The 20,171-nt window shown below is 67.2% G+C and carries 15 protein-coding genes and 1 tRNA gene; 9 read left to right on the top strand and 7 right to left on the bottom strand.

The window, feature by feature from the left end; genetic code table 11:
- Nucleotides 1-89: 89 nt before the first annotated feature.
- A complete protein-coding gene (locus DQW50_RS15320) occupies nucleotides 90-740 on the top strand; it encodes an HNH endonuclease family protein (RefSeq protein WP_112080130.1) in 651 nt (216 codons plus the stop codon).
- 497 nt (nucleotides 741-1,237) lie between these two features.
- Here DQW50_RS15320 and DQW50_RS15315 read toward each other — a convergent pair.
- A tRNA-Lys gene (locus DQW50_RS15315) sits at nucleotides 1,238-1,311 on the bottom strand.
- Between the two features lie 155 nt (nucleotides 1,312-1,466).
- Here DQW50_RS15315 and DQW50_RS15310 point away from each other — a divergent pair.
- The 5 genes from DQW50_RS15310 to DQW50_RS15290 all read left to right on the top strand — a co-directional run bounded on the left by DQW50_RS15310 (nucleotide 1,467) and on the right by DQW50_RS15290 (nucleotide 8,775).
- Nucleotides 1,467-2,504 (top strand): TAXI family TRAP transporter solute-binding subunit, encoded by a 1,038-nt coding sequence (locus DQW50_RS15310; RefSeq protein ID WP_112080129.1) that lies wholly within the window; start codon nucleotides 1,467-1,469, stop codon nucleotides 2,502-2,504.
- A gap of 85 nt (nucleotides 2,505-2,589) precedes the next feature.
- Nucleotides 2,590-2,997, top strand: a complete 408-nt coding sequence (locus DQW50_RS15305) for a DUF1850 domain-containing protein (RefSeq protein ID WP_321169403.1) — start codon at nucleotides 2,590-2,592, stop codon at nucleotides 2,995-2,997.
- Entirely contained in the window at nucleotides 2,994-5,687 is a 2,694-nt protein-coding gene (locus DQW50_RS15300) for a TRAP transporter fused permease subunit (protein ID WP_112080128.1), read from the top strand. Before DQW50_RS15305 ends, DQW50_RS15300 begins: the two co-directional genes overlap by 4 nt.
- Before the next feature lie 69 nt (nucleotides 5,688-5,756).
- Nucleotides 5,757-7,220, top strand: coding sequence for a DHH family phosphoesterase (locus tag DQW50_RS15295; RefSeq protein WP_112080127.1), 1,464 nt, complete (start codon nucleotides 5,757-5,759; stop codon nucleotides 7,218-7,220).
- Nucleotides 7,221-7,347: 127 nt separating this feature from the next.
- A complete protein-coding gene (locus DQW50_RS15290; RefSeq protein ID WP_112080126.1) occupies nucleotides 7,348-8,775 on the top strand; it encodes an FAD-dependent oxidoreductase in 1,428 nt (475 codons plus the stop codon).
- A gap of 63 nt (nucleotides 8,776-8,838) precedes the next feature.
- Here the strand turns inward: DQW50_RS15290 and DQW50_RS15285 are convergent, their stop codons facing one another.
- Nucleotides 8,839-10,017: a M24 family metallopeptidase gene (locus DQW50_RS15285; RefSeq protein WP_112080125.1), complete on the bottom strand. Its 1,179-nt coding sequence runs from the start codon at nucleotides 10,015-10,017 to the stop codon at nucleotides 8,839-8,841.
- A gap of 144 nt (nucleotides 10,018-10,161) precedes the next feature.
- On the opposite strand from DQW50_RS15285, the gene DQW50_RS15280 reads away from it, so the two are divergent.
- Nucleotides 10,162-11,136, top strand: coding sequence for an asparaginase (locus DQW50_RS15280; protein ID WP_112080124.1), 975 nt, complete (start codon nucleotides 10,162-10,164; stop codon nucleotides 11,134-11,136).
- A gap of 37 nt (nucleotides 11,137-11,173) precedes the next feature.
- On the opposite strand, the gene DQW50_RS15275 is transcribed toward DQW50_RS15280, so the two are convergent.
- Nucleotides 11,174-12,157: a D-isomer specific 2-hydroxyacid dehydrogenase family protein gene (locus DQW50_RS15275; protein ID WP_112080123.1), complete on the bottom strand. Its 984-nt coding sequence runs from the start codon at nucleotides 12,155-12,157 to the stop codon at nucleotides 11,174-11,176.
- A gap of 124 nt (nucleotides 12,158-12,281) precedes the next feature.
- On the opposite strand from DQW50_RS15275, the gene DQW50_RS15270 reads away from it, so the two are divergent.
- Nucleotides 12,282-13,571, top strand: coding sequence for an amidohydrolase (locus DQW50_RS15270; protein WP_112080122.1), 1,290 nt, complete (start codon nucleotides 12,282-12,284; stop codon nucleotides 13,569-13,571).
- A 6-nt stretch (nucleotides 13,572-13,577) separates the two neighbouring features.
- Here the strand turns inward: DQW50_RS15270 and DQW50_RS15265 are convergent, their stop codons facing one another.
- Nucleotides 13,578-14,939 carry an aminotransferase class III-fold pyridoxal phosphate-dependent enzyme gene (locus DQW50_RS15265; protein WP_112080121.1) on the bottom strand — a complete coding sequence of 454 codons (1,362 nt, stop codon included), beginning with the start codon at nucleotides 14,937-14,939 and terminating at the stop codon, nucleotides 13,578-13,580.
- 195 nt (nucleotides 14,940-15,134) lie between these two features.
- Entirely contained in the window at nucleotides 15,135-16,832 is a 1,698-nt protein-coding gene (locus DQW50_RS15260) for a BCCT family transporter (protein ID WP_112080120.1), read from the bottom strand.
- 549 nt (nucleotides 16,833-17,381) lie between these two features.
- On the opposite strand from DQW50_RS15260, the gene DQW50_RS15255 reads away from it, so the two are divergent.
- The gene (locus tag DQW50_RS15255) at nucleotides 17,382-18,491 is read left to right on the top strand and encodes a class II histone deacetylase (RefSeq protein ID WP_112080134.1); all 1,110 of its coding nucleotides are present in this window, start codon (nucleotides 17,382-17,384) and stop codon (nucleotides 18,489-18,491) included.
- A gap of 6 nt (nucleotides 18,492-18,497) precedes the next feature.
- Here the strand turns inward: DQW50_RS15255 and DQW50_RS15250 are convergent, their stop codons facing one another.
- Nucleotides 18,498-19,379 carry a serine hydrolase gene (locus DQW50_RS15250; RefSeq protein ID WP_112080119.1) on the bottom strand — a complete coding sequence of 294 codons (882 nt, stop codon included), beginning with the start codon at nucleotides 19,377-19,379 and terminating at the stop codon, nucleotides 18,498-18,500.
- A 94-nt stretch (nucleotides 19,380-19,473) separates the two neighbouring features.
- Nucleotides 19,474-19,983 carry a metallophosphoesterase gene (locus DQW50_RS15245; protein ID WP_112080133.1) on the bottom strand — a complete coding sequence of 170 codons (510 nt, stop codon included), beginning with the start codon at nucleotides 19,981-19,983 and terminating at the stop codon, nucleotides 19,474-19,476.
- Between the last annotated feature and the right edge of the window lie 188 nt (nucleotides 19,984-20,171).

The raw sequence follows: 20,171 nt of genomic DNA, 5'->3' as shown, positions 1-20,171 counted from the left end.
CACTTCCTTTGATTTGACGGCCTATCCCGCCGCCTTACATCGATTCACCAGAGCCAGAGATTATTAATTCGGTACAGGCTCGAACATTGATGCTACGCGTCTTTGAGGAGTATGACACTGCGAACAAGGTGATGGAGAGCCTGTTACTACTGGAGAGTTTCCTGATGCGTTGGAAGGTATCGAGTTACCCCACTGGGGGTGAACTCGATCGGATCTACTCTCGAATATGTTCTGAGGCGTTTGAGAAGGACAACTCTATACGAGAAATATACAATGGCTTGTCCGACCGATGCCCCAGTGACGAGGAGTTCGTCGCGTCTATTGAAAACAAGCGGGTTAGGCTAAACGATCGGACGAATTACATCCTCAGTCGTCTTGAGATGGACTATTATAACGGTATCGAGCTGAATTTCGATGAACTCGATCGCGAACACATCGCTCCGCGAGCATCATTCACGGCTAAGAAGTACAGTGCGTGGCCCTCTACCCTAGGTACAACTGAAGCCCAATTCGAGCAGTTCCGCGACAAGCTTGGCAACCTCACTCTACTTGAGACAGATAAGAACATCTCAATCGGTGCCGACCCCTTCGAAAAGAAAAAAGAGGCGTACGCGGAGTCAAAATTGAAGATGAACCAGCAGCTGTGTGAGGATTACAACAGTTGGGGAACTAACGAAATCGAACAGCGGACTTCTGAATTGGCTAATGCGATGGTTCAGATCTGGAATTTAGATAGCTGAATGTGACGTTTGTCGAAGGTATCGAGATGGGTAATGCTTTTTGTGGACATTGTTTTTCGACAATCGGTCCTGCCAGCTGTCGCAGTCGTGCCGAGTTATTGCGGAGTATCTTGCCGAAGTATGCTGTCCACGAGATGCGGAGCTGTTGCGTCGTTGATATCGAATCACACTGATCAAGATTAACCAACAGAGTTGCTCTGTTGTCTTTTTCGTTGGTTAACTCAGTGTTGACAACTATTCACTAGCAATAACTTGTTAATTGACACCTGGACCAGACCAATCATGGTTCGGTTCAGAACCGTCGAGTAGCCTCCCACGCAGTATGTTGGATATCCCACAGATTTATGCTGTCGTGCGCGCCAACTATGAGCTAGATGCCAGACGTGAGGGAGCACCGTTCGGTCACCGAACGAACTCAGTCCGCAAATACACCGATTCTGGGTCGATCCCGTCGCAGTCATGCGATCTACTCGACTCAGTTGCGTTACGTGAAAGAACGGGCCGGGCGCGATTTGAACACGCGACCGACGGATTAAGAGTCCGTCGCTCTCCCTAACTGAGCTACCGGCCCTCGATTGGGCCTACCCCAGTCACGGTAAAAGACCTTTTCATTCGGCCGGGAACGCGGACGCGATCGCGGTCGCCATCCAACGATGAATCCACACGAATATATTCATGTAAAAAAGAACGAAATATTATCTCTTGTGGATGCGAAGATAATTTCGTATGAGGAACATTTCGAACACGGAGCGGATCGACCGTCGAACGGTACTCCAAGGGGCGGCCTCGGCCGGTCTGATCGGTCTCGCTGGCTGTTCGGGCAACGGCAACGGAAACGGTGACGACGACAACGGTGACGACGGTTCGGGCGACGACAACGGTGACGACGGAAACGGGGGATCGACGGACGTGATCCGTTGGCACGCCGGCGGAACGGGCGGGACGTACTTCCCGCTCTCCGGGGAGTTCGAGGCGGTCATCGAGGACTCCACCGACTACGACGTCGAGGTCTCCTCGACGGGTGCGTCCGTCGAGAACGTCGGGAGCCTCGGTAGCGGCGACGCGGACTTCGCGATGATCCAGAACGATATCGCGTTCTTCGCCGCGAACGGGTCCGGCCTGGACGCCTTCGAGGACTCGCCGATCGAGAACCTCCGCGGCGTCGCGACCCTGTATCCGGAGACGATCCACGTCATCACTCGCCCCGAAGCGGAGATCGGGTCGATCGCGGACATGGAGGGGATGCGGGTCAACACCGGCGACCTCGGTAGCGGAACGCAGGTGAACGCGCTACAGATCCTCGAATCCGTCGCCGGACTCACCACCGACGACTTCGACGAGCAGAACACCGACTTCACGCAGGCAGCCGACCAGCTCCGCGACGGCGACGTCGACGCCGCGTTCGTCGTGGGCGGCTGGCCCGTCGGCGCGGTCGAGGAGCTCTCGACCACCGCCGACGTCGACATCCTGAACCTCTCCGACGAGGAACGCGGATCCGCCCTCGACGCGGCCTCGTGGTTCGCCGAGGACACGATTCCTGCCGGAACGTACGAGGGGATCGACGAGGACGTGAACACGGTGTCCGTCCAGGCGATGATCGCCACCCGTGAGGAGTACGACGCCGACATCGTCGAGGGGGTCACCGAGGCGATATTCGAGAACCTCGATCAGCTGTCGATCAAGACCGACTTCATCACCCGCGACTCCGCACAGGACGGCATGTCCATCGACCTCCACGAGGGTGCTACCCGCTACTTCGAGTAGCGTGTCGGGTGGATCGCGCTCCGCGAGCCGTTCGATCGGACCGTCGCTCGTCGTCGCCCTCCTCGTAGTCGCGACCACGGCAGTGGTGAGTACCGCTACCGGGCCGACCCTCGTCGTGACAGCCGAGGACGGCGAGAGGATCGTCGTCACGCCCGTCGACGAGGACACCGAGGTCGTCGTCGAGTACACCCACAGCGTCGAGCAAACCCTCGTCCGCGACGTGTACGTCCCCGAGGACGGACAGCTCGTCATGACCCGGATGGAGTTCAGCTCCTTCGGGGCGGGGCTGCCGGCGCAGGCGGACGTGACCGTTCGTGACGGACGGTTCGTGTATCGTCCTCCGCGCTCGGAACACGAGACGCTGCGTGTAGAGACGGGGACGGTCGCCGATCACGACCTCGTGGTCGGTGACGAGCGCTACGACATCGCCACGCTGGCGGACGGCGGGTCGATCGAACTCACGGTTCGGGAACGTTGGAGGACGTTCACATGACGACGGGTACATCGAAAGGGTCGGTGTCGGACTCGGAGGCCGTGGACGTGGACGACGTCTTCGAGGAGATCGACGACCGACGAACGCTTCGCGGGATCGCCGCGGTCACCGTCACGGTCGTCGGGATCACCTTCTCCGCGTTCCAGCTGTGGATCGCCGCCCGCGGGTTCGTCTTCGAGTTCACGGTTCCGGGGTTCGACACGGTTCGGCTCGCGGCGCTGGCACAGCTCCAGATACGCGCGATCCACGTCAACTTCGCGCTCGTGCTCGCGTTCCTGCTGTTCCCGGGCTCGACCGGGGACGGCGCGATAACGCGACGGCTCGCCACGATACCCTCGACCGTCCGCGAGCGCAGGGGTGCCGGCCCGATCGCCGGCAGTGTCGAACGCGTCCACGACGCCGTTCGTTGGGCGTTCGTGGACGCCGAGTCGACGCGTATCACGCCCTCGGACGTCGGGCTCATCGCGCTCTCGACGTTGCCGACGGCGTACTACGCCACCCGGTACGACGAGGTAACCGACGTCGTTCGGATCCGCGGCCTCGGCGGGGCCGGGACGCTCGGCGACGTGTATCCGTGGCTCGCACTCCTCGAGGTCGGTCCGCTCGCCGAGTACCCGCTCGCGTACCTGATGGGCGTACTCGCGATCCTGCTCGTCCTGGAGGCGACACGACGGTCCCTCGGGCTGTTGCTCACGCTCCTCGTCTCGCTTTTCCTCTTGTACGCGAAGTACGGCTACCTGCTTCCACGGGACGCGCCCGTCTTCGGGACGTTCGCCTCCTCACGGCTCCGCTGGGACCAGATCGTCCAGAACCTCTGGTACACAGTCGAGGGGATACTCGGCGTCCCCGTCGGCGTCTCGGTGCGGTTCATCTACATCTTCATCCTCTTCGGCGCGTTCCTCGAGATGTCCGGGGCCGGGAAGTGGTTCATCGACCTGGCGTACTCGATCACGGGCACCCGACAGGGCGGTCCCGCGAAGGCCAGTGTCGTCTCCTCCGGGTTCATGGGGATGCTGTCGGGGTCGTCGGTCGCGAACACGGTCACCACCGGCGCGTTGACCATCCCCCTGATGAAGCGGTCGGGCTACTCGCCGGAGTTCTCGGGGGCGGTCGAGTCGTCGGTCTCCTCCGGGGGGCAGATCCTCCCGCCGGTGATGGGGGCGGCGGCGTTCCTCATCGTCGAGTATACGGCCACGCCGTTCCGCGAGGTCGTCATCGCGGCGACGCTCCCCGCGGTCGCGTTCTTCTTCGGGATGTGGGTGATGGTCCACTTCGAGGCAGCGAAACACGGTATCGGCGGGCTGGAACGGCGCGAGCTGCTCGACATCGGCCCGCACATGCGACGCGGGTGGTTCTACCTCGTCCCGCTCGGACTACTCTTATACTACCTCGTTATCGCTCGGCTGTCGGTCGGGCGCGCGGGGTGGTTCACGATCGCCGCGACCGTCGCGCTGATCGCGATGGTCGCCGCGTACAACGAGCGAACCAGCCCGTTCCTCGTGGGGGGTATCGCCGCCGGCTTCGCCCTCTACGCGGCATCGCTGTACGCCACCGGAACGACGCCGATCGGGCTGGTGTATGGCTCGACCGGCGGGTCGCTCACGGCCTCGGAGGCGTTCTGGGAGGCCGTCAGGTCGCTCCCGGTCGTCGTGACGGCCGTCAGCCTCGCGTTCCTGCTCGCCGACCCTCGCGGGGAGGCACCGCTGCTCGAACTCGACGACACGGTCGAGGGCTCGGCCGCCGACTTCGACGAGCGGACGGGCCGGGAGATCGCCGACACGCGCGCCGGCCGGTTCGCGTCGTTCGTGTTGAAGTCGATGGACAACGGGGCGCGGACCGCGACGATCGTCGTCATCGCGGTCGCCGCGGCGGGCATCATCCCGGGCGTGATCGGGATCACGGGGCTCGGAGGGAGCCTCCGGGCGCTCATCCTCGACGTGAGCGGCGGGTCGCTCGTCCTCCTCCTGATCCTCGCCGGGATCGCGTCGGTGATCGTCGGGATGGGGATGCCGACGACGGTGATGTACATCATCATCGTGGTGCTACTCGGTCCGGTGCTCCCGGAGTTCGGGATCGCGATCCTCGCGGTCCACCTGTTCGTCCTGTACCTCGGGCTCATGGCCGACGTGACGCCGCCGGTGATGGTGGCCGCGTACGCCGCCGCCGGGATCGCGAAGTCCGACCCCTTCGAGACCGGGAAGCTGGCGTTCCTGCTGTCGCTCAACAAGATCCTCGTCCCGTTCGCGTTCGTCTTCGCGCCGGGGATCCTGTTGCTCCGGGGTCGCGAGGAGGACGCGTCGACGCTCACGATGACGGACGTGGCCGACCTCGGCTTCTTCGTTCCCGAGGTCGTCGTTCCCGTCCTCGCGATGTTCGCGGGCGTCTACGCGCTCGGCGTCGCCATCATCGGCTACTACCACGCCGACGTCACCCGCCTCTCGCGGGTGTCGCTGTTGGTGGCCGCCGTCTTCCTGTCCGTCCCCGGCATGGTGCTTTTGCCCGCCAGCGCGGCCCTCGGGCTGGCCGGCGTCGACGCCGCGCTGTACACGGTCACGAACGACGTCGTCATGCGCTGTGTCGGGGCCGTCATGCTCGTCGCCTCGCTGGTTCGGAACCGGCGCCGTACAGCCGCGGAGCCCGACGACGGAACCCCGGACGGGGACGCGACGACGACCGACTCCACGGCCTGATCGAGGGCCGTCGTTCCCGCCGCGCCGAGAGCGCACTCGTTAAGTGTCGTCCCGCGGAAATCGGGGTCAATGAGTAGTGGCGCATCCGGCTCGGCACGCACGCGATACGCGATCCTCGGCTGTGGGAGCGTCGGGCACGCGGTCGCGGAGTCGCTCTCCGATCGCGGCAAGGACGTGCTCATCCTCGACCGCGACGAGAGCCGCGTCGAGGCGCTCCGGGACCAGGACCTCAACGCCCGCGTCCAGGACATCGCGGACCCCGACGTCGTCGACGCGCTCGACGACCGGGACATCGTGTTGATCCTCGCGTCCGACGTCGAGGCCAACAAGGCGGCCGTCTCGGCGATCCGCGAGCGCGACGGCGACCAGTACGTCGTCGTGCGCGCGTCCGACCCGGTCAGCGAGGACGAACTGCGCGAGCGCGGCGCGGACGTGGTGATCAACCCGTCGACCGTGATCGCCGACAGCGCCCTCCAGTCGCTCGAGACGGGCGAACTGGAGTACATGGCCCGACAGCTCGCGGAGATAATCGAGGGCGGCGGCGGTCGGATGGCGATCCTCACCCACGACAACCCCGAGCCGGACTCGATCGCGTCGGCGACCGCGCTCCAGGCGATCGCGGACGCGTTCGGCGTCGAGGCCGACATCCTCTACTCCGGCGACGTGGGCCACCAGGAGAACCGGGCGTTCGTGAACCTGCTTGGCATCGACTTGCGCTCCCGGGCGGACGCGCCGCCGCTCTCGGAGTACGCGACGGTCGCTGCCGTCGACCTCGCGAAGTCCACCGAGGACGACGTGGACCTCGAGACGGGGATCGACGTCTACATCGACCACCTCGAGTCGGACGCGCCGCCGGACGCCCGGTTCGTCGACGTCCGGACCAACGTCTCCTCGACGTCGACGATCCTCACGAAGTACCTCCAGGAGTTCGATCAGTCGCCGACGGAGGCGGTCGCGACCGCCCTGCTGTACGGGATCCGCGCGGAGACGCTGGATTTCAAACGCGACACCACGCCCGCGGACCTCACCGCCGCCGCGTACCTCCACCCGTTCGCCAACCACGACACCCTCGAGCAGGTGGAGTCGCCGTCGATGTCGCCGGAGACGCTCGACGTCCTGGCCGAGGCGATACAGAACCGGCAGGTCCAGGGGAGCCACCTCTTCTCGACGGCCGGGTTCATCCGCGACCGCGAGGCGCTCGCGCAGGCGGCCCAACACCTGTTGAACCTGGAGGGGATCACCACGACGGCCGTGCTCGGGATCGCCGACGACAACATCTATCTCGCAGCCCGCTCGAAGGACATCCGGCTCAACATCGGGAACGTCCTCCAGGAGGCGTTCGACGACATGGGCGACGCCGCCGGCCACTCGACGCAGGGCTCCGTCGAGATCCCGCTCGGCATCTTCACCGGCATCGAGGCGAGCGGCGGCAACCGCGACACCCTCCTCCACCTCACCGAGGAGGCGGTCCGCCGGAAGCTCTTCGACGCGCTCGGCGTCGAGGGCGCGGCGGAGGGCGGGAACGGCTCGTAGGCGACGGACACGTCCCCGCGAGCCAGACGGGCCTCCCCGCGAGCCAGACGGGCCTCTCCGCGAGCCCGATGCGTCCACCGCGCACGCCGGGGACGGCTTTTTGGTCGCGGTCGGCGACCGTCCGTACATGACCGACCCGTTCGTCGTCGTCGGTGCCGACGCGGCCGGACTGAGCGCCGCCAGCAAGTGCCGCCGGGAGGACCCCGACCGCGACGTCGTCGTCTTCGAGAAGGGCCGCTGGATCTCGTTCGCCTACTGCGGGATGCCGTACTTCATCGAGGGGCGGATAGCGCGTCTCTCGAATCTGCTCTCGCTGTCGCCGAGCGAGGTCGCCGACCGCGGGATCGACCTCCGGCGCGGCCACGAGGTCGTCGGCGTCGACCCCGAGGTGAAGCGCGTCTCGGTGCGAACCGCGGCCGGGGAGACGTTCGAGGAGCCGTACGGGGACCTGCTCGTCGCGACGGGCGGCCGGGCGGTCACCGGCCCCTTCGACGTGCGGGGGACCGACGGCGCATTCACTCTCCACGACATGGACGCCGCGGCGGCGATCGACGCGTACGTCGCCGACCCCGACGAGTACGACCCGGACCGTGCCGACGTGTCGGCCGTCGACCGCGAGCGCGTCGACCACAACGCAGCCCTGCCGGCGCCGGAGACCGCCGCGATCGTCGGCGGCGGATACGTCGGCGTCGAGATGGCGGAGGCGCTCACCGGTCGCGGGCTCGACGTTCACCTCTTTCAGCGCTCCGAGCGTCTCCTCCCGCCGTTCGGCGAGGCGGTCGGCGAGCGCGTCGAAGACGAACTCACGGACCGGGGCGTAACCGTCCACACCGGGAGGCCCGTCGAGGCGCTCGTCGGCGACGACCGGATCGAGGCGGTCGCGGTCGACGGCGAGCGGTTCCCCGTCGACCTCGCGGTCGTCGGCGTCGGGATCGAACCGAACACGGAACTGCTCTCCGGGACGGGCGTCGAACTCGGCGAGGGCGGCGCGGTCCGGACCGACGAGTACGGGCGGACGAACCTCCCGGACGTGTACGCCGCCGGCGACTGCGCGACGGCGATCCACGCGGTCACCGGCGAGGAGGCCTGGATGCCCCTCGGGCTCACGGCGAACCGGTCCGGTCGCGCGATCGGCGCCACGGTCGCCGGCGACCCGACGCCGGTCGGCGAGATCGCCGGGACGGCCGTCGTCAAGGCGTTCGACCAGGAGTGCGGCCGCGTCGGCTTCCTCGAGGAAGGGGCGGCGATCGAAGCGGGGTTCGACCCCGTACGCGAGACGATCACCGCGGGCTCTCGATCGGGCTACTACCCTGGGTCCGCCGAGACCGACGTCACGCTCGTGGCCGACCGCGACACGAACCGGCTGATCGGCGGGAGCATCGTCGGGCCGGACCGCGCGGCCGTGCGGGTGAACACCCTCGCGACCGCCCTGGAGGCGGACCTCACCGTCCCCGAAGTCGAACGCCTCGATTTGGCGTACGCGCCGCCGTTCAGCCCGGTCTGGGACCCGATACTGGTCGCTGCGAAGGTGTTGAACGGAACGCTGGAGGAGTGATCCCCCGTCCGCGTCGAGAGGATCCCCGTCCGCGTCGAGCGAACCGTCGCCGGCGTCCGTTTCTCAGGCCGTGAACAGGCGACGCGGGAAGTCCGCGAGCGTCTCCGCGCCCGTCGAGGTGACCCGGAACGTCTCGCTGAGTTCGACGCCGAACTCGTCTTCCCACAATCCGGGGATCATGTGGAAGGTCATCCCCTCTTCCATGACAGTCTCGTCGCCGGGCCGGATGCTGGCGGTGTGTTCGCCCCAGTCCGGCGGGTAGCCGAGCCCCATCGAGTAGCCGATTCGGTCCTCCTTTTCGACGCCGTACTGCGCTATCGTCTCGCGCCACTCCCGCTCGACGCGCTCGCAGGTGACGCCCGGTTCGACGACGTCGAGTGCGGCCTCGATCCCCTCGACGACGACGTCGGCCGTCTCCTCGATGGCCGTCGGCGGATCGCCGACGAACGTCGTCCGCGCGAGCGGCGAGTGGTAGCGGTGGCGACACCCCGACAGCTCGATGAGGACGGGATCACCCTCCTCGAACTCGCGGTCGGTCCAGGTGAGATGTGGCGTCCCCGTGTGGTCGCCGGAGGGCATGAGCGGGACGATCGCGGGGTAGTCGCCGCCGTAGTCGTCGGTGCCGCGGATCAGCCGATCGTAGATCGCGGCGGCAGCCTCGTACTCGGGGACGCCCGCCTCGATGGCGTCGAGCCCCGCGAGCATCGCCTCCTCGGAGATCCTGGCGGCCTCCTTCATATACTCGATCTCCCGGTCGGACTTTCGGATCCGGAGCCAGTTGACGAGCAGGTCGGCGTCGACGAACTCCGCCTTCGGTAGCTGTGACTGGAGCCGGGTGTACGACTTCGCCGTGAAGTAGGCGGCGTCCATCTCCAGGCCGATCCGACCGCCCGCGACCTCCAGGTCCGCGAGCACGTCCGCGAGGAAGTCCATCGGGTGGAGGTCGTACGGCGAGTGGACGTGGTCGTCGCTGTACGCACGCATGTTCTCCTCCGCGAGCCACGTCGTCGCGCGGGCACCGTTGCGGTCCATGTCCCGACCCACCCAGACCGGCTCCGGGTAGTCGCGGGCGACGACGACGGCTTGGTGGACGTAGAAGGACCAGCCGTCGTAGCCCGCGAGGTAGTTCATGTTCGCCGGATCCGCGACCACGATGGCGTCGAGGTCGCGCTCGTGGAGTCGCTCTCTGGTGCGTTCGACCCGCGATTCGTACTCCGACCGCGGAAAGACATCGTGTGGCATGGTCCGGGCTCTATGGGTGCTTCTCTCACGTGGGTGTAAAATATTTCGTGTACCAGAGCTACGGAAACCGTTTACTTGTCCGCCGGGGCTGGCGGTCTCCTGGACGCAGAAATCCTTATGCGAGTTCGCCGGGCAGGAGGGGACATGACGGTAACTGTCGTTTCTACCGGCGGCACGATCGCCTCAACGGCGGACTCCGGAGGGGATGCGAGCCCGGAACTCACCGGCGAGGACCTCGTCTCCGCCGTTCCCGAACTCGCCGACGTCGCGGACATCGACACGCGGGAGTTCTCCAACGTCCCGAGCGCGCACTTCACCGTCGAACGGATGGGGGAACTCGCACGGTTCCTGACGGAACTCGACGACGACGGGAACGTCGACGGCGTCGTCGTCACGCAGGGGACGGACGTTCTCGAGGAGTCGGCGTACTTCGTCGACCTCTGTTATCGCGGCGAGACCCCGGTGGTCTTTACGGGAGCGATGCGGAACCCGTCCCTCCCGAGCCCCGACGGCCCCGCGAACCTCCTCGCCAGCGTGAAAACGACGACGGACGACCACGCGTCAGGACGCGTTCTCGTCGCGTTCAACGACCGCGTTCACGCGGCCCGGGAGGTGACGAAGACGAACTCCATGAACGTCGATACGTTCAGGTCGCCGGAGTTCGGCCCGCTCGGTGTCGTCGACGAATCGCGCGTCACGTGGCGCCGTACGCCGGAGTCGCCCGATCCGGAGCTCACCGTCCCGTACGACGACCTCACGAACGACGTGTACTCAGCCTTCGTGACCGCGGACATGCCGCCGGAGCACCTCGCCCCCGCCCACGACAGCGACGCGCTCTGTCTCGCGACGACTGGTGCCGGCCACGTCCCCCCGAAGCTCGTCCCCGAGTTGCGGTCCATCTCCGAGAACGGCGTCCCGATCGTCGCGACCACGCGATGCCCCGAGGGTCGTCTCGCACGGGACACCTACGGCTTCCCCGGGAGCGAGCGGAGCCTCCAGGAGGTCGGGTGTTACTACAGCGACCTGAACCTTCAGAAGACGCGTATTCGGACGATCGTCGGACTCGCAGCGGGGCGTCTCGACGACGTCTTCGACCGTCCCGGTGAACGACGTCGGTGACCCCGTGAGTCCCGGCCGGGCCGGAGGGTGACTCCGCTCACTCGGCGTCGTGGGGGACGGCGACGAGGTTCCGGAGGTCGGTGGGGTCGCCGTCGGCGTCGAGGGCGGTAACGTTGTCGGCGACGATGTCGGCGAGTCGGTCCCAGTGTTTCGGCGTGTGGCCGCCCGTGTGCGGCGTGATGAGGCAGTTCTCGAGGTCCCAGAGCGGGTGGTCCGCGGGGAGCGGTTCGGGGTCGGTGACGTCGAGGGCGGCCCCGCGGAGTCCGCTGGAGCGGAGCGCGGAGACGAGCGCGTCGGTATCAACGATCCCGCCGCGGGCGGCGTTGACGACCACCGCGTGCGGCGGCAGGGTCGCGAGCTCCGCCTCGCCGATCAGCCCCCACGTGAGGTCGTTGAGCGGGCACGCGATCACGACGTAGTCGCTCCGGGCGAGCGCGTCGTGGATCGCGTCCTCCTCGAAGCCGATCACCTCGTCCGTGGGGCCGCCCTTCGAGGGCGTGTACCGGACGCCGATCGTCTCCACGTCGAACCCCTCGAGCCGTTGGACGACGTGCTGGCCGATGGAGCCGAGCCCGATCACGGTGACGGTGCTGTCCGTGAACTCGTACGACTGGAAGTGCCGCCACTCCGCGTTCGACTTGCGCCGCCATCCCTCGTGGAGCCGTCGGGCGAACACGAGCATGTTCGCGATCGACTGCTCCGCGATCCCCGGCGCGTGGATCCCGCCGGCGTTGGTGACGGCCACGCCACGGTCCGTGAGCGCGTCCACGGGCACGTGGTCGGTCCCGGCGAAGGTACAGGCGAAGAGTTCCAGTCGGTCCGCGTCGGCTATCAGTGCCTCCTCGACCGTGATCCCGGTGACGACTCGCGCCCGCGGGACGAGCTCGCGCTCCGCTGTGGGCGTCCTCGCCAGCGCGACCTCGTGGTCCGGAAGGCGCTCGCGGAGCGTCTCGGCGTACGATCCCATCGACAGTCCCTCGGTCCCCTCACGGAGGACGACGATATCTGGCTGGTCGCTCATTGGTGTATCCGCCGCCCGGTGGCGGTGACGTCCGGGGATTCGCCGGACCGGTACTTACCTTTTTTGTAGTCTCCATACACGATCATCGTGTATTCTTAAGTGCGTCCGGGCGTCACGGACTCACATGACAGGACCCGTCGCGGAGCGGCTCGTCGAGATGCGCCGAGGACTCCACGAACACCCCGAGCCCGGCTGGCGCGAGTTCTACACGACGAGCCGACTGGTCGACGAGATAGAGCGGATCGGCGTCGACGAGCTCGCGGTCGGCCGCGAGGCGTACGACCCCGACGACCGGATGGGCACCCTCGAGGACGACGCCTACGACGAGTGGGTCGCACGTGCCAGGGAGCGCGGCGCCCGCGAGGACGTCCTCGAGGCGACCGAGGGCGGCGTCACCGGCTGTGTGGCCGTCCTCGAGCGCGGCGAGGGGCCGACCGTCGGCCTCCGGGTCGACATCGACGGCCTGTTCATCGAGGAGTCCGCGGACGACGACCACGCGCCCGCCCGCGAGGGGTTCCGGTCGGACACGGACGGGGTGATGCACGCCTGCGGCCACGACGCGCACATGACGTGGGGGCTCGCGACGCTCGAGGCGGTGAAAGCGAGCGACTTCGAGGGGCGGTTCGTCGCCTTCTTCCAGCCCGCCGAGGAGCTGGGCGGCGGCGGCCACCCGATGGCGAGGAGCCGGTTCATCGAGGGGATCGACTACCTGTTCGCGGTCCACGTCGGCCTCGGCCACCCGACCGGCCGGGTCGTCGCCGGGATCGAGCGGGCGCTCGCGATCGCCCACGTCGAGGCCACCTTCCGCGGGACCTCGGCGCACGCCGGCAAGTCCCCGGAGGAGGGCGACAACGCGATGCAGGCGCTCGGGACCGCCATCTCGAACGCGTACGGGATCCCCAGACACAGCGAGGGGATGACCCGCGTGAACGTGGGGTACGCGGAGGCGGGGAGCGCGAGCAACGTGATCGCGGACCGCGCGCGCGTCGAGGCGGAGGCGCGCGGCGAGACGACGGCCCTGAAGGAGTACGGGAAGTCCCGGCTGAAGCGGGCCTTCCGCGGGGCCGCCGAGTCGCACGGATGCGAGCTCGACTTCGAGGTCACGACCGAGTGCCCACGGGCGGACAGCGACCCCGAACTCGCCGACCGCGTCGCGTCGATCGCCGAGGGGATCGAGGGCGTGACCGAGGTGCTCCCGATCGCGGACTTCGGCGCGAGCGAGGACGCGACGTACCTGATGGAGCGCGTCCAGGCGGACGGCGGGCTCGCGACGTACATGGTCGTCGGCACCGACCACCCCACCGGCCACCACTCCCCGACGTTCGACGTCGACGAGGCCAGCCTACCGATCGGCGTCGAAGTGTTGACGGAGTCGATCCTCGACATCGCCGAGCGCGACGTCCCGACGGCGTAGCTCGCCTCACGCGGTCGTCGGGGTCGGCCCCGCGGCCGCGACGGCGTCGAGGAAGATCGAGATCCCGAGGTCGATCTCGCGTTCGCTCGAGTCGAGCGGCGGCAACAGGCGGACCGTCTTCTTGCCGCACCCGAGCGTGAGCAGGCCGCGTGCCAACGCCTCCGCCACCACGTCGTCGCGGCGGTCGGGCGTGTCGAACTCGACGGCGAGCATTAACCCCTTCCCGCGCACGTCGACGACGTGGTCGCCCGCGTCGTCGGCGAGCAGTTCCTTCGCCTGCCGACCGCGCTCGGTCGCGTTCGCGAGCAGGTCGTACTCCCGGATCGCCTCGATCGTGAGCGCGCCCATCATCGAGCCGAGCAGGTCGCCGCCGCCGAAAGTGGAGCCGAGTCGGTTCTTCTCGTCGGGGAAGAGGTCGGAACGGCCGACCGTCGCGCCGACGCGGAGCGCCTTCGCCGCCCCGATCACGTCGGGCTCGACGTCGTAGTGTTCCGACGCCCAGAACTCGCCGGTCCGGCCGATACCCGACTGGATCTCGTCGACGATCAGCGGGATGTCGTACTCGTCGGTGACGGCGCCGACCTCCGCCATGAACGGCTCGCTCGGGAACCGGTAGCCGCCGACGCCCTGTATCGGCTCGAGGATCACGAACGCGATCTCCGCGGGGTCGACGTGGCCGCCCTCCGGCGCGAGCGCGTTTCGTAGCTGTGAGCCGCTACCGGCGAAGAAGCCACAGTCGCACGTCTCGGGGGTACACCCGCGGTCCGCACAGAACGGCACCGTCTCGATCCCGGCGACCTCCGGGTAGTGGCGGGTGTACACGTCCTTGGTGTTGGTGAGCGAAAGCGTCCCGAGGGTGCGCCCGTGGAAGGACCCGCCGAACGCGAAGCCGTACTTCGCGGCCGGCTTGTGGTCGTGGGCGACCTTCATCGCGTTCTCGATCGCTTCGGCCCCGGAGTTCGAGAGGAAGACCGTGTCCAGTCCGAACGCCGAGGAGACCTCCGTGAGCGCCTCCATCAGCTGTGTCGAACCCGGGAACGGCGCGGAGTCGGGGTCTGGTCCCGAGCCGAAGTACAGGTCCTGGCCCGCGATCTTCATCGGCTCGACGAGGTCGAACTCCCCGAGCGTGTCGAGCACCTTCTCGTTGTTGTAGCCGAGCGGCGCGGCCCCGATGTGACACGTGAAGTCCATGAGGACGTTGCCGTCGACGTCCGTGACGAACGGACCGTCGGCCTCCCGGGTGACGTCCCAGACGAACTCGTGGGAGTACTCGCTGGGCGCGGCGTGTTCGCCGTAGTGTTCCACCCACTTTTCGGCGTTCGGCCCCGGCAGGCCGCCGGCGTCCGGCTTCGCAGTGTCCCTGTCCATACACAGTAAGTGTGTACAACGTCCATTAAATCCTTCTCCCGACACGTGTTCGGCCGGGAACGGGGACACGCGCGGACGAGCGGAGAGCACACCGGAACCAGGTCCGGTCGAGCAGGTCACGGTCAGTCGATTCGGGCGTCAGTCGATTCGGGCGTCAGTCGATTCGGGCGTCAGTCGATTCGGGCGTCGGTCGATTCAGTCGTCGTCGGATCCGACGGCGGAATCGGTTCGTGACCCCGAGTCGTCCGCCGACCCGTACAGCACGGTCTCGTTCTGAAAGAGCACCTGGTCGTAGTTCTCGCCGAAGTCCTTGATCAGCGCCAGCATCGCGAGGAAGCAGACGAAGGCGAACGGCGTGCCGGTGATGATCGCCGCCTGCTGGAGCGTGTTCGCGCTGCCGGTGCCGCCGAGGATCATCAGGATCGCCGCGGTCAGCCCGAGAACGACCCCCCAGAAGATACGGTTGATGTTCGACGGCTTGGCCTTCCCGCCCGTGGTCATCATCGAGACGGCCAGCGTCGAGGAGTCGGCGGAGGTGACGAAGAAGGTCGTCACCAGGATCAAGAACGCGTAGATCAGCACCGATCCGACCGGGAGCGTCAGCGATAGACCGCCGAGGTTCAGCGTGAAGTTCAGCGCCTCGAAGAGGATGAACCCGGACACCTCCGCGCCGGCGTCACCGGCCATCACGGCACCGAAGTCGGCGACGCCGTTGTGCTGTGCCCACACGGCAGTGCCGCCGACGAACGTGAACCACGGAATGGTGGCCGCGGAGGTCGCGACGATCCCCGTGAATGCGACCTCGCGGACGGTTCGACCCTTGGAGATCCGGGCGATGAACAGGCCCGCGAACGGCGACCACGAAAGCGCCCACGCCCAGTAGAACACCGTCCACGCGTTCACCCAGCCGGTCGAACTCGCGTCGCCCGCTCCCATCGGTCCAGCACCCGTGAAGAGGCTCATCGAGACGAAGTCGGTGATCATCCCGCCGAGCGCCTGCGTGCCGAGCAGCACGAGGAACAGCGTCGGGCCCACGACGAACGTCACGATCATGAGCGCGACGAACAGGATCATGTTGAAGTTGGAGATCCGACGGATCCCCTTGTCGACGCCCAGCACCATCGACGTGGTGAAAAGCAGGGTCATCATGGTGACGACGAGCAGGATGCCGATGTCGCCCATGTCGATACCCCACTGGTAGTCGAGCCCGGTGACGAACTGGCTCCCGATGAACCCGAGCGACGTGGCGACGCCCCCGATCGTCGCGAACACCGCGAGGACGTCGACGATTTTCGCGAGCGGGCCGTCGAGGTTGTCCGCGCCGAGGATCGGCGTGAGCGCCGAGGAGACCCGTAGCGGGACGTTCTCGTAGTTGTACGCGAAGTACCCGATAGCGATGCCCATGATGGTGAACACCGCGAGCTGTGGCAACGCCCAGTGGAACAGCGTCTGCTGGACGGCGACCGTCATCGCCTCCGCCGATCCGCCCTCGACGGTACTAAACAGCGGCGAAGGGCTGTCGTAGTAGAACAGTGCCTCGGTCGGCCCCCAGAACACGACGCCGGCCGCGAACCCGGCCGAGTACAGCATCGCGAAGAACGACAGGAAGCTGTACTCCGGGGACTCGTCGCCGAGCTTGATCCCACCCCACGGTCCCACGATCAGGAAGAGGAGAAACAGGACGATCAGGAAGACGATCAACAGCATGGCCCAGTTGAACGCACCGAGAAGCTGGGTGTTGAGCGACGAGATCGTGTTCTCGACGGTCGACGGGCTGAGGAAGAACGCGACGATCACCCCGAGGGTCAACAGTGCCCCGAACGCGAAGACGACCGGGTCGATCTCCTCCCGGAACGTCGCCACCGCGCTTTCGCCCCCTTCGGCGTCGCTCACGTGGGATCACCTCCGTCGGTGGATCCCGGATCCGAGCGCACGCGACGGTCGCCGTCCGATTCTCCGCGATGGTCGACTTCCATGATGCGTGGTAGCACAGTCCGTTTGTTGAATAGATCGTACATAAGTGTTGTTCTTTTACCGTATTCGCAGTACACGGTTGTTGTGTATACTCGAGGTGATCGGGGGAACGATCCGGGCTGAACTGCTGGCAACCGTACCAGCGGATCCGACGCCGAGATTTTTTCACACCTCCCGCGAAAGCGAGGTCGTGCGACACACGACACACGCGGCGGCGGGACGGATGGACGCCAGAGCGAAGCCGAACCGAACGACACGGAATACGATCTGTACGGCGACGGATACCGTCGTATCGGCCGGCAGTGGCCGGACTCACGGAGGGAACGGACGATGACAGTCGACCCGACGACCGACGACCCCGCGGGTGGCGACTCGGCGACCGACTACCCCGCAGGTGGCGACTCGGCGACTGACGGCGGCAACGACGTCGAGACGGACGCCGGCCTCGCCGTCTACTGGCACGACCGCATGCTGGATCACGAACAGCCGCCGGGGGCGTTCAAACACCCGTCGACGCCGATCGTGGCCAACGACGAGACGCACCCGGACCGTCGCGAGCGCGTCGAGAACATCGTGGCGACGGTGGAACACGGCTTCCCCGCCGAGAGCCGCTTCATCGAGCCCGACCGGGCGAGCAGGGAAACGATCGAGCGCGTTCACGACGCCGAGTACGTGGACTGGCTCGAGGCGTTCTGCGCCGACGGCGGCGGCCGGATCGGCCGGACCACCACCGGCGCGAACGAGGCGACGTACGACGCGGCCCGGGTCGCTGTCGGGGCCGCGGTCGCCGCCGCGAACCACGCGCTGTCGGGGCGGTCGGGCGTCCCGTACGCGCTGTGTCGGCCGAGCGGCCACCATGCCCAGCCGACCCAGGCGGACGGGTTCTGCTTCCTTAACAACGCGGCCATCGCGGCCGAGGCCGCGCTCGCGACCGATGGCGTCGACCGGGTCGCGGTCGTTGACTGGGACGTCCACCACGGCAACGGGACGCAGGAGGCGTTCTACGGCCGCGACGACGTCCTCTTCGTGAGCGCACACCACGACCACGGCTCGTGGTCCGAGTACCACCCGCAGGAGGGCTCGCTCGCGGAGGACGGCGAGGGCGACGGGGCGGGCTACACCGTGAACGTCCTCCTCCCGCCCGGAACGGGCGACCGCGGCTACGAGCGTCTCTTCGAGCGGATCGTCGAGCCGATCGTCCGCTCGTACGACCCGGACCTGGTCCTCGTGAGCGCGGGACAGGACGCGGGCACGATGGATCCGAACGGCAGAAACCTCGTCACGCGCGGTGGGTTCCGGACGCTGGGCTCGCGGGTCCGAGCGCTCGCCGACGACGTCGCCGACGGTCGCCTGGCGCTGATCCAGGAGGGCGGCTACCAGACGTCTCACCTCTCGTTCGCCACGCTCGGCGTCCTCGAGGGCGTGCTCGACCAGCTCGTCGACCTCGAGGGGTACGGCCACGACGACCCGATGGCGTGGCTCGACGAGCCGACCGAACTCGTCGACGAGTGGCTCGACGAGGCGATCGACTACCATCGGGCACACTGGCCGGTCCTTTCGGAACCGGCCGACGAGTGACGTCCGCTACCCCCCGCAGTACTCTTGGCCCTGTGACGTGACCCGCTCGAAGGCGACCTCCCCGACGGCCGCGACGGCGTCGCCCGCGTCGCCGCCGTTCTCGGCCCGCGTCGCGAACGCCGAGAACACCAGTGGCGACGGGTCGGCGTCGGCCGAACGGAGAACGCCCGCGTCGAGCGCCGCCGTGGGAAGTCCCCCGGTCTTGTGTGCGATCGGCGTCCGATACGGGAGGTACCGGGGGAAAAGCGAGCGGTCCTTCTGTTCGTCGAGCGGCACGCGGAGCCGTTCGTACGCCGGAGCGGACAGCGTCGCCTCGTGAACCAGGTCGGCGAAGAACCGGGCGCAGTCGGCCGGGGTGGTCGCGTTCGCCGGTCGACCCTCGAGTTGCTCGCCCAGCGGCTCGAAGTCGTTCTCGCCGAGCGTCGCCATCATCTTCCGGCGGAGGCGGGTGTCGTCCATGCCGAGCCGGGCCGCTGTCCTCTCGATTCGGTCCGCACCCAGCTCGTCGATCAGCTGGTTGGTCGCAGTGTTGTCGCTGATCGCGATCATCGCCCGCGCGAGGTCCTCGAGCGTCGACGTCGGATCGTCGAACAGGTGGAGGATCCCGCTGCCGCCCACGCGGTTCTCGGCCGCGATCGGCCGCGGCTCCCCGAGCCGGTCGAGTTCCCCGTCGTACGCCTCGTAAAGCGCGTAGAGGATCGGGAGCTTGATCACGCTCGCAGCGACGAACTCCTCGTCCGCGTTCCGGGAGTGGAGGACGTCGAACGCGTCCGCCCCCCGCGGAACGCAGAGGAACACGCCGAGCCGGCCGTCGAACCGGTCGGCGATGGAGTCGATCGCCCGCGCGAGGTCGGCGTCGGTCTCGACGGGCGGGCCTTCGTGTCTCATGCGTGTCGGGATCCCTCCCAGCCGAGCGAGATAACCCCTCGGGAAGGGGCGACACGGTGCCGACACCCGACCGCACCGTCGCGCTCCGGTCCGTTCAGGACTCCAGCCGGTGATGTGTCACGGCCGAGACGCCCGAACTCGTCGTGTCGAGCGTCGCGACGTGGAAGGCGTCGTCCGCGCCCGCGACCGGGATCGGGAGCCCGCCGGGGTTCACCCGCACCGTGCCGTCGCGCTCCTCGACCCCGCTCGCGTGGGTGTGCCCGTGGAGGACGTAGTCGTGGGCGCCACAGCCGACGAGCGCGTCGACGACGACTTCGCTCGTCCCGTGCGTGACCGCGACGTCGACGGAGTCGAACGCGAGGGTTCCCGCCTCGCCGAGGTACGTCCCGAACGAGTTCACGGTGGACTCCACGGCCCACTCGCCGTCGTGGTTCCCCCGGACCGCGTAGAAGTCGAACCCGGCGTCGAAGGGCGTCACGGAGAAGGGCGCGACGAAGTCGCCGCAGTGGACGACCGCGCCGACGCCCCGCGATTCGAACAGGTCCACCGCCGCCTCGACGACAGCGAGGTCGTCGTGTGTATCGGAGACGATGCCGACGAGCATGGTCATCGGGAAGGACGAGACGAGCGAACTTAAAACGGGAGGCGAGCGAGTGCGTCCATGGTACGGATACCGGCACCCCCGCCGGATTTCTCGGCGTGTTAGCGGCGAGTTTCGAGCGGAGGTGACGCTGCCAACGGGGTACCCGCGACACGGTTGTTGGAATACAGACACATCTCCGAGTCGTGTTA

The organism is Halorubrum sp. 48-1-W, assembly GCF_003287355.1.
Taxonomy (GTDB): Archaea; Halobacteriota; Halobacteria; order Halobacteriales; family Haloferacaceae; genus Halorubrum.
Note: the sequence above shows the minus strand (reverse complement) of the source record. Positions and strands in the feature narration are given on the sequence as shown.

Coding starts and splice junctions, on each gene's coding strand:
- DQW50_RS15320 (WP_112080130.1), top strand. CDS start 90: ATGCTACGCGTCTTTGAGGAGTATGACACTGCGAACAAGGTGATGGAG.
- DQW50_RS15310 (WP_112080129.1), top strand. CDS start 1,467: ATGAGGAACATTTCGAACACGGAGCGGATCGACCGTCGAACGGTACTC.
- DQW50_RS15300 (WP_112080128.1), top strand. CDS start 2,994: ATGACGACGGGTACATCGAAAGGGTCGGTGTCGGACTCGGAGGCCGTG.
- DQW50_RS15295 (WP_112080127.1), top strand. CDS start 5,757: ATGAGTAGTGGCGCATCCGGCTCGGCACGCACGCGATACGCGATCCTC.
- DQW50_RS15290 (WP_112080126.1), top strand. CDS start 7,348: ATGACCGACCCGTTCGTCGTCGTCGGTGCCGACGCGGCCGGACTGAGC.
- DQW50_RS15285 (WP_112080125.1), bottom strand. CDS start 10,017: ATGCCACACGATGTCTTTCCGCGGTCGGAGTACGAATCGCGGGTCGAA.
- DQW50_RS15280 (WP_112080124.1), top strand. CDS start 10,162: ATGACGGTAACTGTCGTTTCTACCGGCGGCACGATCGCCTCAACGGCG.
- DQW50_RS15275 (WP_112080123.1), bottom strand. CDS start 12,157: ATGAGCGACCAGCCAGATATCGTCGTCCTCCGTGAGGGGACCGAGGGA.
- DQW50_RS15270 (WP_112080122.1), top strand. CDS start 12,282: ATGACAGGACCCGTCGCGGAGCGGCTCGTCGAGATGCGCCGAGGACTC.
- DQW50_RS15265 (WP_112080121.1), bottom strand. CDS start 14,939: ATGGACAGGGACACTGCGAAGCCGGACGCCGGCGGCCTGCCGGGGCCG.
- DQW50_RS15255 (WP_112080134.1), top strand. CDS start 17,382: ATGCTGGATCACGAACAGCCGCCGGGGGCGTTCAAACACCCGTCGACG.
- DQW50_RS15250 (WP_112080119.1), bottom strand. CDS start 19,379: ATGAGACACGAAGGCCCGCCCGTCGAGACCGACGCCGACCTCGCGCGG.
- DQW50_RS15245 (WP_112080133.1), bottom strand. CDS start 19,983: ATGCTCGTCGGCATCGTCTCCGATACACACGACGACCTCGCTGTCGTC.